Raw genomic sequence first — 14,728 nt, 5'->3', positions numbered from 1 at the left:
GCGCAGGCCGGCGCGATCACCGCGTTTCAACTTTCGCGCCGCCTGCCTCAAAATGGAGCGGCAGTGGAATCACGCACGCTTTGAATAAAGGAGGAGACATCTCGTGAATCGAAACCAACCCCGTTGCGGGACGAACCGGCGCATGCCGCGCCGCCGTTCGGCTCGCCTGATCATTGCCACTGCCGCGGCGTCGGTCTGGGCGGTGGGCGCCGCGGGCGCCGACACCCCATCCACGCCGATGGTCGAGTGGGTTGTGCCCGCGCTCAAGACGGTGGCGCCGCAAACCAAGGAACAAGCCGATGATGGGATGAAGGTCGGACGCGCGCTGGCCGAGCCGGAAATCCTGCAGCCGCGCCTCGACGCGGCCCTGCCCGACTACCAGCCCCGCACCGACCTCAAGCTCGCCGGCACGTTCAGGGGCGCGGCTTCCGACGTGCTGCCGTCGCTCGTCAACCGCTGGATCGAAGGCTTCAAGCAGTATTACCCGAACGTCGACATCCGCATTTCCCCACCGTACGCGGGCAGCCTCGGCGCGAAGGAGCTGGTCAAGGAGAAGCTCGACTTCGTGTTCGTCTCGCGCGAGCTCAAGCCGGACGACGTCACCGACTTCAAGGCGAAGTTCGGCTACGGCCCGCTCAGCGTACCGATTTCCGGGGGCTCGTACCGGCATTTCGGCTTCCTGGACGCGATCGGCTTCTTCGTCAACAAGGACAACCCGCTGGAAAAGCTCAGCTACGACCAGATCGACGCGCTCTACTCGCGCACGCACCTGCGCGGCGGCAAGCCGATCAAGACTTGGGGCGACCTCGGTCTCACCGGGGAATGGGCGGACAAGCCGGTGCACGTCTACGCGATCAAGCCGTGGAACGGGTTCGAGGAGTTCATCCGGCAACGCGTGCTGAGCGCCAACGGTCAACGCGGCGAGTGGCGCGACGACATCCATTACGACAAGCTCGTGTTCCCGCTCGCGAAAGACGTGGCCGACGATCGCTACGGCATCGGATTCTCGGGCATCGCCTATATCGACGCGCCCGTGAAGATGCTGCCGCTTGCCGCATCGGACAACGGCCCGTACGTCGCGCCGACGTACGAGAACGTCGCGCTGGCGACCTATCCGCTGAGCCGGCTGATCTATTTCAACACCAACAAGGCGCCCGGCAAGCCGCTCGATCCGGCCATCGCCGAGTTCCTCCGCTACGTGCTGAGCAAGCAGGGCCAGCAAGCCGTGATCGATCACGCGATGTACGTGCCGCTGCGCGCGCAGCAAGCGGATAGCGCGCGCGCGATGCTCGCCAACTGACCGCGCGCCGCTCGTCTCCCCCTCGCCAACCCGGCGCCGCGTGCCGGTCCCGCGCATTCCCGCCGGGCGGTGCCGATTCCTGGAGTGTCCACATGCACCGACCCATCCGCGCCGCCATGGCGGCGCTTTTGCTCGCCTCGGCCGTGTCTGCCTACGCCGCCACGACCGCCGCGCCCTATGCGCAGCAACTCGTCGATACCACGCTGGCCGCGCATCCCGAGCTGACGATCCTCGCGCTGCACGTCACCCCGCCGACGGGAAGCGACAACGTCATCATCGCGTCGAACATCGGCCGTATCGGCAAGTCCGCCGATGCCGACGACCTGGCCGTGCTCGACAGCGGCCAGCCCCGCGTCGAGGTGACGAAAACCGGCGATCTGTCGGTCGAGCTGCCGATGCGCGACGCCAACGGCAAGACGATCGGCGTTATCGGCTCGACATTCCGCTACCCGCCGGGCGTCGATCGCAACATGATCGTGCGCCGGGCCGAGCAGGTGCGCGACGAGCTGGCCGGAAGCACGCCATCGCTCGCGGCGCTGTTTCGACCCACGCACTGATTGGCGTCGTCTGTCTGAAAATCTATTAAGGATACCTTCAGGTCGGGTTCAGCTTCATGGCCCACCATCGTGGCAAGGCGAAAGCATCGCCGATGCACGACGCGCGTCGGGCGGGCCGACCCACCCCGATACGCAGCACGCAACGAATCGTCCCGCCGAGGGCGAACTCACGAGTACATCTTTAATCAGGAGACGCACATGAAACAGACGCAGAGGGTTGGCGGGTTGCGCAGGTCTGCGGCGGCATCGGCCGCGGCAGTGATCGGCATCGCGGCGCTGGGCGCGCTGACGTCGCCGCCGGCATTCGCCCTGAAGTACGCGGCCGTCGAGCATCACCTCAAGGTCGACCCGTCGATACCGATCTGGCATCCGGGCGAAGTCCAGTCCGTGCCGGAGGAAGACCTGCGTCTCGTCGGCGCTGACGTAATGGATGAAATCACGCTGGGGTGGATCAAGATGTATCGCAAGGCCTATCCGCGCCTGAGCGTCACCATGGAAGCCAAGGCGTCCGGTGCCGGCGGCCCGGCGCTGACCAACGGCACGGCGGACCTGGCGCCGGTCGGGCGCGAATTGCTGCCGGCCGAGGAGCAAGCCTTCGTCGACAAGTTCGGCTACAAGCCGCTCGCCATTCGCGTCGCGACAGGCAGTGTCGGGTCGCTCGGCAAGACGGCGACGTCGGTCGTGCTGGTCGACAAGGACAATCCGATCAAGGGATTGACGCTGGCCCAGCTCGACGCGATCTATTCGAAGACGCGCAATCGCGGCCACGCCGAGATCACCACGTGGGGCGACGTGGGGCTCGGCGGCGAATGGGCCGACCGGCCGATTCACCTCTACGGCCTGAAGCCGGTCAACGGCATCGAATACTTCCTGAAGCTGAACCTGCTGGAAGGCGGCGAATACAAGGACAACATCCAGTTCGTCAAGGGCAAGGGCTTCACGCATGCGTTCACGGTGGCCGCCGAGGACATGGCGACGCATCCGGGCGGGCTCACGTACGCACTGCTGGCCAACGTCACGCCGAACGTGAAGGTCGTGCCGCTGGCAGCCAGCGAAGGCGGACCGTTCCTCGCGCCGACACTGCAAAACGTGTACACGCACAAGTATCCGCTCTCGCGCTATGTGTACATCTTCGTCAACAAGAAGCCCGGCGAGCCGCTGCAGCCGAAGATCAAGGAATTCCTGAAACTGGTGTTGAGCCGCGAGGGACAGGACGTGGTCGCGAAAGAAGGCGTCTATATCCCGTTGACACCGGCCGTCGTCAAGGAAGAGCTGGCGAAGCTCGATCAGGCGGAGTGACCATGCGACGCGCGAACGCGCAACTGGCGCCAGTCGCCGTGACGGCAACGGTCGTTGCGACGGCCTCCCCGTTTCAGGCTGAATTTGCGTTCAGATCGCGTTAACGCTCGTTCAAGGTGGCGAGCCTACACTCGACTCGCACCTGCTTCCATGACGCCCATCGGGCAAAGAGAGGAGAGACATGAAGATCCTGACCAAGACCCTGCTCGCCGCGACGTTCGGCCTCCTGTCGGCTTCCGCGCTGTATGCGGTTGACTCTGCCGTCGCCGCGCCCGAACCGCACGCCAGGAACTGGACGCCGCCGAGCGCAAAGATCTTTGCTCAGAAACTGTCCGAGCAAATCATGCAACAGCATCCCGAGTTACTCAGCGTGACTTTGCACGGCGTTCCTCCGGGTATGCAGGATGCCTACACGATGTTCGCCGGTTCCTACCTCGATCGCATCGGCAATGCCGACGATCCGGACGACATCGACATCTCGAAAAAGGGCATCACGATCGTCGACCCGCGCTGGCATCGTCCCAATGACACGGTCAAGAAGTTCGTGATGATGCTGCCGCTGCGCGACGCGAGCGGCCAGAACGTCGGCGAGATCGTGCTCGCGTACAAGAACGACGGCGCCAATGCAAAGGGCGAGACCGCCTTCTTCCTCGCATCGACGGGCCTGCGTGACGCGCTGCAGAAGCAGATCCCGAGCTACGCCGCGTTGTTCGAGCCCGCGAAGTAGCCGCGCGCACGGCGCGCCGTGCGCTTGCAATGCCTCCTCGTCCCCGGCGCACCGGGGACGAGGCTGTATTCAACGAGCCATCCCCATTCAGGAGTCTGACCATGCGTTTGCGAATTTCCGCGATCGTGTCTCTGACGACGCTCGCGGCCCTGTGTGCGACGCTACCGCACACTGCCTACGCGGTGGCGCCCTCGGTCGATGCAGCCAGTCCGGCGGGCGCACCTCTGCGGCTGATCGGCAGCACGGCGCTGCCGGACTATAAAGGCGATTTCGATCACTTCGCCGCCGACGTTGACGGCGGGCGGCTGTTCCTCGCCGGCGAAGACGGCGCCACGCTCGAAGTATTCGATCTCGGCAGCGGCAAGCATCTGCGCACGGTCAAGGGTTTCGACCAGCCCCACGCCATCTTGTACCTGCCGGACCTGAACCGTCTGATCGTCACCGACAGCGGCGCCGGTATGACGCGCATCGTCGACGGAACGAGCTATCGCATCATCGGTTCGATCCAGCTCACCGTCGGTGCGGACTCGATGCGCTACGACCCGTCGCGCCGTCACATGTACATTGTCACGGGCGGTAAAAACGCCGAGCCGAAGATGACGCAGACGATCGTCTCGGAGGTCGATCCGCGCACGGGCAGCCACGTCGGCGACGTGAATTTCGACACCGACTTTACCGAAGCGATGGCGGCCGAGCAGCGCGGCCACCATCTCTTCGTCAACGTGACGGGCAAGAGCACGCTCGCCGTCGTCGACAAGGCGACGCGCCAGGTGATTGCGAACTGGCCTATCCATGGCGCGGAACTGAATGCGCCGATGGCATTCGACGAGACCCATCGACGCCTGTTTGTCGGCACGCGCAAGCCGTTCAAGCTGCTTGTGCTCAATGCCGCGAACGGCAACACGATCGCGACGTTCGACGCGCCCCAGCGCACGAACGAAGTGATCTTCGACGAAGTCAACCAACGCATCTACATGGCCGGCGACGACTATCTTGGCGTGATCCAGCAGAAGGATCCCGGCCATTACGAGGAAATCGCACGCGTGCCGACGGCCAAGGGCGCCAAGACGGCGCTTCTGGTGCCTGCGCGCCACTGCCTGTATGTCGCGGTCTCGCCTGGCGAATCAGGCGCTGGCGGAAGGCTGCTGCGCTTCGATGTGTTGCCGGGCACTGGCGTGAAGACGCCTGCCGGAATGTAAGTGCTTGCCACAGCTCGTCTAATATAAACCCCCGAGCTCCACATCCGCGATGTGAAACCATTACCGCGTAGCTGACTGTTTCTTGGCGCGGCAGGGACCTGAGAAACGCACTCGGACACTGTGCGGATGCTCGCGGTGCTGCTGTGGTTGTCGTTCTTTTTCGGGATGTATAACGGCGCGATGGTCGCGGCTCTGACTGAAGTCATGCCGGTCAACGTGCGCGTCGCTGGTTTCTCGCTCGCTTTCAGCCTTGCAACCGCCGTCTTTGGCGGATTTACTCCCGCCGTGTCGACCTGTCTCATTCAAGTGACCGGCGACAAGGCGGCGCCCGGTTATTGGTTGAGTTTCGCAGCCGTATGTGGCCTCGTCGCGACGCTTGTGCTTTATCGACGAGGCGGTGCAGCGGAGCGATCGGCGACCGTCGCCTGACGAGTCGCGCAAGGCACGCATCTCGTCGCGTGGCCCGCAGAGCGGCCGGACCAAAATGCCTATGCGCCCCGCTCCGAATGATTCGATTCCAACAACCTTTGCTCGCCGATCGCCGCGTCCCGGCGAACCGGCATCTCACGACTGGGTTCACCACTGTCCGCCCGCAACGTGCTGTTTTGTCAGCAGGCGAAGTGCATTGCTTAAACTTCAGGAGACATTTCCATGCAAATCACCGGTATGTTGCACGGCGCGCGCCTGCTGCAATTCGTCGGATTTCCGGCCAGCGAAATTCTCGGCCCGAGCGCCAGCGAAGAGGAAGTCAAGGCGCTGATCGACCGTCATCGCCAGATCTTCATCAAGCCCGTCTTCAAGGGCGGAGTCGGCAAGAAAGGCAAGGCAGGTTTGCTTGGCCGCGCGACCGACCTGAAGACCGCGCTCGCGGAAAAGGAGCGGCTCTACTTCGCCGAGCATATCGTCGGCCACATCAAGGCGAAGGCGAATGGCGTCACGTTCGAAGCCGGTGTGCCGGCCACGCACGAAGTCTACTTCTCGATCACGGATTCCACCCGCTTTCGTGCGCCGACCATGACGCTCTCCCACATGGGCGGCATGGACATCGAGGAAGTCGACCCGAAACAGGTGGCGATGGTGCCGTTCGATGCGCTGACCGGGCTGAAGGCGTTCGTCGTAGCGAATGCACTGAGCGAGATCGGCGCGCCGAAGGAGATCATCTCGCCGCTCGTGCAGCAGTTGCCGAAACTCTGGGAACTCTTTCACGACTTCGGCATGACGACGCTCGAGTTGAACCCGATCCGCATGCGCGAGGACAGGCACGGTCGCCTCACGCCGGTTGCGTGCGACTTCAAGTGCGGCTTCGATCGCGACGATCCGCGCTGGGCGCGTCTTGGCCTGCCGCCTCATCTGTTCGCCGCCGATTACTCGGATTTTGAGCAGGAGATCAACCAGCTTCGCACCCACCAGGGCCAGAGCGACGTGTATGTGATCAACGAGAAGGGAACGATCCTCGCCCCGACCTTCGGCGGCGGCGCCAACTCGCTCGTCACCGAAATGCTGGGCGACGCCGCGATCATCTCGTCGGATTTCGGCGGCAATCCGCCTTACGCGAAGATGAAGGAAGTGGCGCGCATCTGTTTCAGGCACTGGCTCGAACAGGCGAACGTGCTCTTCATCATCGGCGGCAAGTCCAATAACACGGACATCTACGAGACGCTGCGCGCCATGGCCGACGCCCTGCGCGAGCACTTCAGCGAGCACGGAGCGACACCGCTTTATGTCGTGCTGGGCCGGGGAGGTCCGAACCTCGTGCGCGGCATGTCGGCGCTGAGGGACACATGCGACTCGCTGGGCCTGCCCTACCGGCTGTTCGGCTTCGACTCTGACATCAGCGAAGTGATCCAGTACGCACGTCAGGCGGACGCCTGGATGCGCGCCGGCGGCCGCACCGGGATCGCAGCAAGGATTGGCGCGTCACCGAGGCAAACCGGAACGGCTCATGCCTGAGGAGATCGACATGTACAAGCAAGGCAGCAATACGTTCAGGTATTTCGTCGGCGTCAACTCGCTGGCGCAGATCGCCACGCGCGAGGATCGCGTGTGCGTGCTCAACATCCTGGGCGGTGAATCGTCGGACGTGACGCCCGTGAGTCACGCATTCTCGGGCGGTAACGTCGTATTCGGCACCGCGCCGGGCAAGGGCGGGCAAGTGCTCGCGACGCCGGCCGGCGATATCCCCGTGTACAACAACGTCCGTGAGGGGCTGCAGGCGGGACACCGGTTCAACTGCGGCGTCGTTTACCTGCCGCCGTCCGCGGCCCGCGACGGCGTCGCTGAGCTGATTCGCGTGAATCCCGAGCTGCGGAAGATCTTCATCATCACCGAGAAGATCGCGGTCCACGACGCCCGCGAAATCCGCGCGATGGGCCAGCAGGCGGGCATCGACATCTTCGGCGCGAACGGCCTCGGCGTCGCCGATTCGTGGAATCGCGTGAGGATCGGCGGAGCGCTCGGCGGCGACAATCCTGACGATTCGTTGCGCAGGGGCTCGATCGCGATCTTCTCCAACTCCGGTGGCTTCAGCACGACGATCGCGCAATACCTGCGCATGGGTGGCTGGGGCACGTCGACCGTCATTTCGAGCGGCAAGGACGTCTACATCCACTATGCCGCGCCGGAATTCGCGTTCGCACTCGCCAACGATGCGCGCAGCAAGGCTGCGGTGCTTTACTGCGAACCGGGTGGCTACTACGAGGCCGATGCGGTCTTCACGAAGCCAGTCGTCGCGTGCGTCGTGGGACGGTGGAAGAGCCGCCTCACGCGGGCAGTCGGCCACGCCGGCGCGATGGCCGGCGGCAACGACGATGCGCAAGCCAAGGAACGCTGGTTCATGCAGAAGTTCGGCGTCGAGCGCCTCTTCACGCCGGATGATCCATGCTGCTCGACGAAGGGTGCCGTGGTGACGAACATCGCGCACATCCCGGCCGCGCTGAGCGCCGTGATGCGCGCCAACGCGACGATGCCCGATTTCGAGTCGGAGGGCAGTCTCGCCCTCAAGCCGTGGTTCGGCTCCGATCAGGGCATCGCGCTGCCGGACGGCCTCGCGATTCCGGTCGTGGAAGCTGTTGCGCCGTATAACGAGCAGGTCCATCAGGTCAATCGGCAGATCGGCGTGATCGCTCCGCGCCAGACGCTCAAGGACGCATCGGGCGCGTCGCAGATGGACGCGAAGACGCAGGTGAGCAGCCTGCACGGCGCGTCGATGCTGGAGGCGGCGACGCGTTCGCTCGAAGCGAACGTCGGCCTTGCCCTGCTGCACGAATTCGGCGGCGAGAGCGACGAGAAGCTCATCGATGTCGCGATCGCTGCGTCCGTCAATCTGCACGGAACGCCGGAACTCGCGGCGGCGCAAGCCGCACGCGAAGCGGACAACGCCCCGAATGCAATTCTCGCGGCTGCGGCGTCGATCGTCGGGCCGAAACGTCAGCGCGCGGCGCGGGACGTCACCAAGTGGCTGATCGATCGTTTTGCGGCCGCTGGTCTTGCCGACGCGCTGAACGAAACCTTCGACGTCGCACGCATCGACGCAAGCGGCTGTGAACAGTTCTTCGGCGACTCTCGCGATCCGCGCGCCGAAGCAATGCTCGCGGGACTCGCCGCGCGCGGCGCGAAATCGGCGTTCGTCCGCTGGCTGACGTCGCAGCCCGCTCACCCGACCGTCGACGCGGTGCTGGCCGCGATCACGACGACGCTGGCGTGGGGCCCGCTCATGCGCAAGCGCATCTCGCGCGTGACCGCCGAAAGCCTGCCCTGGTGGAGCATGCTGTTCGGGACGCTGATCGGTGCATCGGCCGATGCGTCGCGGCATGGCCCGGACGGTTTCTGCGGCTTCTCCACCGACGAATTGCTGAACGAGCGCAGTCTCACCGAAATCGGCTTCGCCGCGCTGCTCAACCGGAAGCCCGGCCCCGACGACCTGTTCGCCTTCAAAACGCTCGTCGGCCTGCTGCTCACCAACGGTCCCGGTGCGATCTCGGCGCAGGGGGCGAAAGGCGCGGTATCCGCCGACGGTCCGGAAAGCCCCGAGCGCGTGCAGCTCAACAAGGCGCTGGTCGGCTTTCTCTCGCATACCGGCTACACGCACGGCGGGAACGGGTACGAGGGCATCGCGTTCCTGATGGATGCTTTCAGGGAAACCGCGCTGGACGATCCGTCGAAGCCCGGCCACGGCGTGGACCTGCGCTCGCTCGCCGAGCGCTCCGTCGAGCGATACGCGCAGTACAAAGCGCGGCAGAAGCATGCGGGCAGCCTCGACATCGCGAAGCTTCCGGGCGTGAATCATCCGGTGTTCAAGGACAGACCGGTCAACCACGACCCGCGCGAAGTGTTCATCGCCAACTTGAGCGAGAAGCGTGGGGAATATAACGTGTTCCATGCGTACTACCGCGAACTGGTGCAGGCGTTGTTCGACGCAGGTGTCTCGCGCAACGTCTATTGCGTCAATGTCGATGCGGTGATCGCCGCATTGCTGCTGAAGATGCTGTGGCAGCCGCTGCGACGCGGTGAATTCAGCGAGTCCGATCTGGAGACCGCCGCGTTCACGATCTTCCTTTATCCGCGCATGCTCGGCTGCGCGGCGGAAATCGACGATCACCTCAACCGCGGACGCAATATGGACACGCGCACGCCCGCGTCCCAGTGCCGCTTCGTGGCCTGAGCGCGAGTCTTACCGGCGCGGGGCAAGGCAACCACGTGGCTGCTGTGCTTTAGGGCAGTTGCGGGCTTTCTCCCGCGTCCATTGATAACCAGCGGACATCGATCGTTCCGAAGACGACGTTCGCTCGAAATGCCGCACGCGGATTGCCTGCTCGAGCTTGTCGATGGGGCGGCTCAGAGCCGACCACAAGATCTTGACCGCCTCGGTGGCCTTTCGGAAGCCACCCAACTATACGACGGCTCGAAACGCCTGCAAATCATCCAGGTCGAAGTTGACGCCCCATGCCATCCTCTGCGTAGTACAGCGGCTGTTGTGCATGATCCTGGCCAAAGTGGCCATGGGGACCGACGTTGGAGAGCGCCGACAATTGCTGCGGAACCGAATTGCGAACGTGCGTATTCGGCGCCTATGTATAGAATTCAACTATGTATAGTTTGTTGGCTGCGAATTCGCGTAATGTAGGTGCAGCGCGGCTGGCGGCGGGCTGGTTAGCGATCTTCCAGACATAGTTTCGGCATCGGAGTCCAGTGGTGGTCCTACTTCAGGAGACCGCCATGAAAAACGTCCGACTTCCTCTACGCTGCTTCACCAAGTGGCTCAACGAGCGGCCCTTGGCGCCTCATGTCGATGCGTTCGTGCAGTACCTGGCGGACCGCGGTTACGCCAATAACAGCTTTGCCACCTACGTACGCAGCATCGATCATTTTGCGCAATGGATTCATCGCCGTCGTGTGGACGTTTGTCGCATCGACGAATCAGTGCTCGCCGAGTTTCTGAGCGAGCACCTTCCATCCTGCCGTTGCGACGGTGTCGTTCTACGCCATCGACCTAGTCTGAGCGCTGCACTAGCGAGGGGCCGATGTGGACCGTTCACGCGACCGTCGAGGTGCAAACGTCCGGAAAGCGGCGTATTGCTGCCTGACCAGAGCCGGTACCTGAATGACGGCAAAGGCCGACTTGGGCAAAGAGACTGCTCCGACCGGTGACGGCGAAAAAGAATGGAGGAAGACAATGTAACTCCCATCAACTCAATGGGAGTCTCTCATGGGAAGCAATCAAAGCCGGAGCTCTGGAACAAAGGCAGGTTGGTTGGTCAGAAGCCGCCGCTGAAGCCGAAAGACGTCTGGGCAATCCGGATTCACCTCCAGAACGCGCACGCGGTTCCTGATCTAGCGCTATTCAATCTTGCGATCGACAGCAAGCTGCGCGGGTGCGACCTCGTCAACCCGCATGTGCGCGACGTAACCCACGGCAATCAGATACTGCCGCGCGCGATGATAATGCAGCGTAAGACCAAACGAGCCGTGCAGTTCGAGGTCACAGAGCCCGCTCGCGCTGCGGTCGCTGCGTGGATCGAGAAGGCTAAGCTGAGGTCCGACGAGTATCTTTTCCCAAGCTGCCTTTCTCGGTCGCCGCATATCTCAACGCGACAATACGCCCGGAAGGTGCATCAATGGGTCGCCGCGATCGGCCTTGATCCGACCGCTTACGGCGCACACTCGATGCGTCGGACGAAGGCTACTTTGATTTACAAGCGGACGAAGAACCTCAGAGCGGTCCAACTTCTGCTGGGACATAGGCTCGAAAGCACCGTTCGATACCTCGGCATAGAGGTCGACGATGCGCTCGAGATCTCAGCGCAAACTGAGATCTAAAAACACGCCGCGGCCGTACGACAGGCTGTTTGTCTCTGCGGCCGCATTCGCGTCGGAGGCACCGCTCCTCTCGGCCAGTTTCAGCCACTTGATGAAGCTCGCTGGTCGTCCACTTTCCACTGGCACGAGACATTCACCAATGCTGATTTCACGTCGGACGCAGGCTATGAAGCGGCTGCGCGGCGATGACACCCATCATCCTCGCATCTGACAAAGGGTAGCAATCCTTTCGCGCAGCGCACCTTCCGCCGAATTCAAGATTGCGCGCTCTGACGTGTGACGGTTAGGGTGAGCGTGTGCATGGGGCGCCAATCTGAGCGTTTTTTTCGCGCAAGGCTCTATGTAACAAAAAACAGTACGCGGAGCAGAAGCTTAGGCCCGCCGAGAACCTTACGGAGCGAGGTCAATGCGCCGGCACGTTATCGATCATCGGCTATCCGCAATATGACGTTGGGTACGTTGCGCGGATTTGAACAGACTGATCTCGCAACCGACGTTCGTGTCGTGGAACGCCAGCGTCATGCCGTGCATACCGGCCACGGCGGCGGCAAGACTGAGCCCCAGGCCGCTGCCGGGCGTATGACGGCTCGCCTCGCCACGATAGAAGCGGCGCAGGACGGCATCGCGCTCGGCCCGTGCGATGCCTGGTCCATTGTCCTTGACCGTCACGCCGGCGCCTCTTGTGTCGTGCCACAGCGTGATACGCACGGCTCCGCCATGCGGTGCGAACTTGACGGCATTCTCCACCAGATTCGCCAGCGCCTCGAACAGCAGATTCGGATCGCCCTGGATCTCCAGCGGCCCGGACACGGTGCGCTGCAGTTCGAAGACAATCTGCTTGTCTTCGGCGGTCGGCTCGTAGAACTCGAACACGTCGTCGGCCACCGCGGCCAGATCGACGCTGGTGAAGCCGGCGCGGCGCACGCCGCTTTCGATTTCCGAAATGCGCAGCAGGGCGTTGAAAGTGCGTAGCAGGCCGCTGGTTTCCACGATGGTTTCATCAATGGCCGCGCGATACTCTGCCTCGGTTCTGGCGCGCCGTTGCGCACGTTCGAGTCCGCCGAGCACCCGCGTAAGCGGCGTGCGTAGATCGTGCGCAATCGCATCGCACACGCCTTTGACCTCGTTCATCAGGCGCTCGATTTCGTCGAGCATCCCGTTCACGACGCCGACCAGGCGATCCACGTCGTCGCGTTTCGAATGCACAGGCAAACGCCTGCCGAGATTGCCGGCGACGATTTCCTCGATCGACGCGGTCACCGCATCGAGCCGCCGCATCGCCGAAACGCCAATCAGGGTCGCCCCGATCAGGCCGATCACGAGCGTGATCATCGCGGTGGAGAGCAGCGCATGCAGCAGTTCGTCGTCGAAGTGGTCGAGCTCGAGGGTGTTCTGGCATTGTAAAGCGATGCGGTTATCGGGCACGTGCGCGGCGATGCATCGGCCAGGCGGGTGGCCCGGCAGATTTGCGAGACGCATCGAAAACGGCTTGCCAAAGACGGGGATGGCCGGCAGATCGCCCGCATAGCCGCCGGCAAGATGTTTGCCGCTGGCTTCGAACAGGCCGAACGGGCGCTGGCGGCGCGGATCGAACTGGTTCTGATGTTCGAATCGCGCGACCAGTTCGTCCGGCGCTTCGCGTTTCAATTGGGCGTGCTCGCGAAGCAGCCAGTCGTCGATGCGCTCCTGTTCGAAGCCGGTGATCTCGCGGTACAGGTAACCGAATAGCAGCAGCGCGATCACGCCGAACAGCACCAGGAACAGCGTGGCGAGGCGAAAGCCGGTGGTGCGGTGCAGTTCAGTCAGGCGCATGTAGCATGTACCCCGAACCGCGCACGGTATCGATCATCGGAGCCGTGCCGTCCGGGTCGAGCTTCTTCCTGAGACGGCTGATGTGCACGTCGATCACGTTGGTCCGCTCGTCGAGCCGGTAGTCCCATACCGCTTCGAACAGCATGGTGCGGCTCACCACCTGGCCCTGGTGCTGCATCAGGTATTCGAGCAGCCGGTACTCGCGCGGCAGCAGCGGTACCGGGCGGCCGGCGCAGGTCACTTCGCGTTTGAGCGGGTCCAGACGTAACGGGCCGACCAGGTACTCCTGCACAGCGGGCGCCGCCTCGCGCCGGCGCATCAATGCATCGAGCCGCGCGGTCAGTTCGATGAACTCGAACGGCTTGGTCAGATAGTCGTCGCCGCCGGCGCGCAAACCGCGCACACGTTCGTCGACCGCGGACAGCGCGCTCAGGATCAGCACCGGCGTGAGCACGCCGGCGCTGCGCAACGCCGACAGCATGCCGAGCCCTTCGAGGCCGCCCGGCAACATGCGATCGAGTACGATCGCGTCATAACTGTTGGCGACCGCGAGCATCAAACCGTCGCGGCCGGTGCTCGCGGTTTCGACCCGGCAGCCGTGATCGGTGAGCGCTTCAACGATCTCTGCGAGAGTCTGCTCGTCGTCCTCGACGACCAATACGTTCGTCATGCCTTTTTCCAGAAATGAACGAGCGTCGAACCTGCGCTAGCCGGCCGATTTACACTAGGCTCGTACCTACGATGTCCGCAGTATGCCGCGCGAAGCTGCACAGGCGTTTCGCGCCAACATGAAAAAATTTTAATGTAAGCCCCTTAATGTAAGCCCCAGCGCATGCGAATCCTGCTGATCGAAGACGATATGCGCGCCAGCCAGTTCCTGGCGCGTGGCCTGAGCGAGAGCGGTCTGATTGTCGACACGGTGGCCGACGGCGCGACCGGGCTCGCCTATGCGCGTGAGGGCATCTACGACGTGATTGTGACTGATCGGCGCTTGCCGGCGCTCGACGGCCTGGCTCTCGTCCAGCAGTTGCGCGCCGGTGGGGATACGACGCCGGTACTGATGCTGTCGGCGGTCGGCGGCCTGAACGAACGCGTGGAGGCGATTCGCGCAGGTTGCGACGACTATCTCGTCAAGCCGTATGCGTTCGTCGAAGCGCTGGCCAGAATCGAGGCGCTGGCGCGGCGCGCCGATCGCAGCAGGATGAGCGAGCGGCTCGAATGCGCGGATCTGGTACTCGACACGCGGGCGCGGACCGCAAACCGCGGCGGTCGTGATCTGCGCCTGCAGCACCGCGAATTCCTGCTGCTCGAATGTTTGTTGCGCCGCGAGGGGCAGGTGGTGACGCGCAGCATGCTGCTCGAGGCGGCCTGGAATTACGATTTCGAGCCGCGCGGCAACATCATCGATATGCACATGCATCGGCTGCGGGCAAAGGTGGACCGCGACTTCCCGCTGGCGCTGATTCATACAGTGGTCGGCGCGGGATACGTGTTGAACCCGGCGCCCTGACACGCGCGG

General features: G+C 63.5%; 12 protein-coding genes and 2 pseudogenes. 11 read left to right on the top strand and 3 right to left on the bottom strand.

Annotated features, from left to right (window positions below; all coding sequences use genetic code 11):
* Positions 1–103: 103 nt before the first annotated feature.
* From F6X39_RS16540 to F6X39_RS16505, 8 genes and pseudogenes are all read left to right on the top strand, one after another.
* Complete coding sequence (locus F6X39_RS16540; RefSeq protein WP_316251695.1) at positions 104–1,300, top strand: PstS family phosphate ABC transporter substrate-binding protein; 1,197 nt, start codon at positions 104–106, stop codon at positions 1,298–1,300.
* A gap of 92 nt (positions 1,301–1,392) precedes the next feature.
* Complete coding sequence (locus tag F6X39_RS16535) at positions 1,393–1,857, top strand: hypothetical protein (protein ID WP_187617382.1); 465 nt, start codon at positions 1,393–1,395, stop codon at positions 1,855–1,857.
* Between the two features lie 198 nt (positions 1,858–2,055).
* A complete protein-coding gene (locus F6X39_RS16530) occupies positions 2,056–3,156 on the top strand; it encodes a PstS family phosphate ABC transporter substrate-binding protein (RefSeq protein ID WP_187617381.1) in 1,101 nt (366 codons plus the stop codon).
* Between the two features lie 181 nt (positions 3,157–3,337).
* Positions 3,338–3,883, top strand: coding sequence for a hypothetical protein (locus F6X39_RS16525; RefSeq protein ID WP_187617380.1), 546 nt, complete (start codon positions 3,338–3,340; stop codon positions 3,881–3,883).
* Positions 3,884–3,984: 101 nt separating this feature from the next.
* A complete protein-coding gene (locus F6X39_RS16520) occupies positions 3,985–5,082 on the top strand; it encodes a YncE family protein (RefSeq protein WP_187617379.1) in 1,098 nt (365 codons plus the stop codon).
* Positions 5,083–5,205: 123 nt separating this feature from the next.
* A pseudogene (locus tag F6X39_RS16515) lies at positions 5,206–5,511 on the top strand (citrate-proton symporter); the annotation flags it as partial.
* Between the two features lie 222 nt (positions 5,512–5,733).
* Positions 5,734–7,032: an ATP citrate lyase citrate-binding domain-containing protein gene (locus tag F6X39_RS16510; RefSeq protein ID WP_187617378.1), complete on the top strand. Its 1,299-nt coding sequence runs from the start codon at positions 5,734–5,736 to the stop codon at positions 7,030–7,032.
* Between the two features lie 10 nt (positions 7,033–7,042).
* Positions 7,043–9,742, top strand: coding sequence for a CoA-binding protein (locus F6X39_RS16505; RefSeq protein ID WP_187617393.1), 2,700 nt, complete (start codon positions 7,043–7,045; stop codon positions 9,740–9,742).
* An 87-nt stretch (positions 9,743–9,829) separates the two neighbouring features.
* Here F6X39_RS16505 and F6X39_RS36835 read toward each other — a convergent pair.
* Positions 9,830–9,970: pseudogene (locus F6X39_RS36835) on the bottom strand (LysR family transcriptional regulator); the annotation flags it as partial.
* 326 nt (positions 9,971–10,296) lie between these two features.
* Here F6X39_RS36835 and F6X39_RS37615 point away from each other — a divergent pair.
* Both F6X39_RS37615 and F6X39_RS16500 read left to right on the top strand, forming a co-directional pair.
* On the top strand, positions 10,297–10,728 hold the full coding sequence (locus F6X39_RS37615) for a site-specific integrase (protein WP_222945234.1): 432 nt from the start codon (positions 10,297–10,299) through the stop codon (positions 10,726–10,728).
* Positions 10,729–10,773: 45 nt separating this feature from the next.
* Positions 10,774–11,397, top strand: coding sequence for a tyrosine-type recombinase/integrase (locus F6X39_RS16500; protein WP_187617392.1), 624 nt, complete (start codon positions 10,774–10,776; stop codon positions 11,395–11,397).
* Between the two features lie 426 nt (positions 11,398–11,823).
* Here the strand turns inward: F6X39_RS16500 and F6X39_RS16495 are convergent, their stop codons facing one another.
* Both F6X39_RS16495 and F6X39_RS16490 read right to left on the bottom strand, forming a co-directional pair.
* Positions 11,824–13,209 (bottom strand): sensor histidine kinase, encoded by a 1,386-nt coding sequence (locus F6X39_RS16495; protein WP_187617377.1) that lies wholly within the window; start codon positions 13,207–13,209, stop codon positions 11,824–11,826.
* The gene (locus tag F6X39_RS16490; RefSeq protein WP_187617376.1) at positions 13,196–13,879 is read right to left on the bottom strand and encodes a response regulator transcription factor; all 684 of its coding nucleotides are present in this window, start codon (positions 13,877–13,879) and stop codon (positions 13,196–13,198) included. The genes F6X39_RS16495 and F6X39_RS16490 overlap by 14 nt, the downstream gene beginning before the upstream one ends.
* A gap of 162 nt (positions 13,880–14,041) precedes the next feature.
* On the opposite strand from F6X39_RS16490, the gene F6X39_RS16485 reads away from it, so the two are divergent.
* Positions 14,042–14,719: a response regulator transcription factor gene (locus F6X39_RS16485; RefSeq protein ID WP_187617375.1), complete on the top strand. Its 678-nt coding sequence runs from the start codon at positions 14,042–14,044 to the stop codon at positions 14,717–14,719.
* Positions 14,720–14,728 lie beyond the last annotated feature (9 nt).

It is taken from the genome of Paraburkholderia sp. UCT2 (assembly GCF_014397665.1).
Classification (GTDB): Bacteria; Pseudomonadota; Gammaproteobacteria; order Burkholderiales; family Burkholderiaceae; genus Paraburkholderia; species Paraburkholderia tuberum.
Note: the sequence above shows the minus strand (reverse complement) of the source record. Positions and strands in the feature narration are given on the sequence as shown.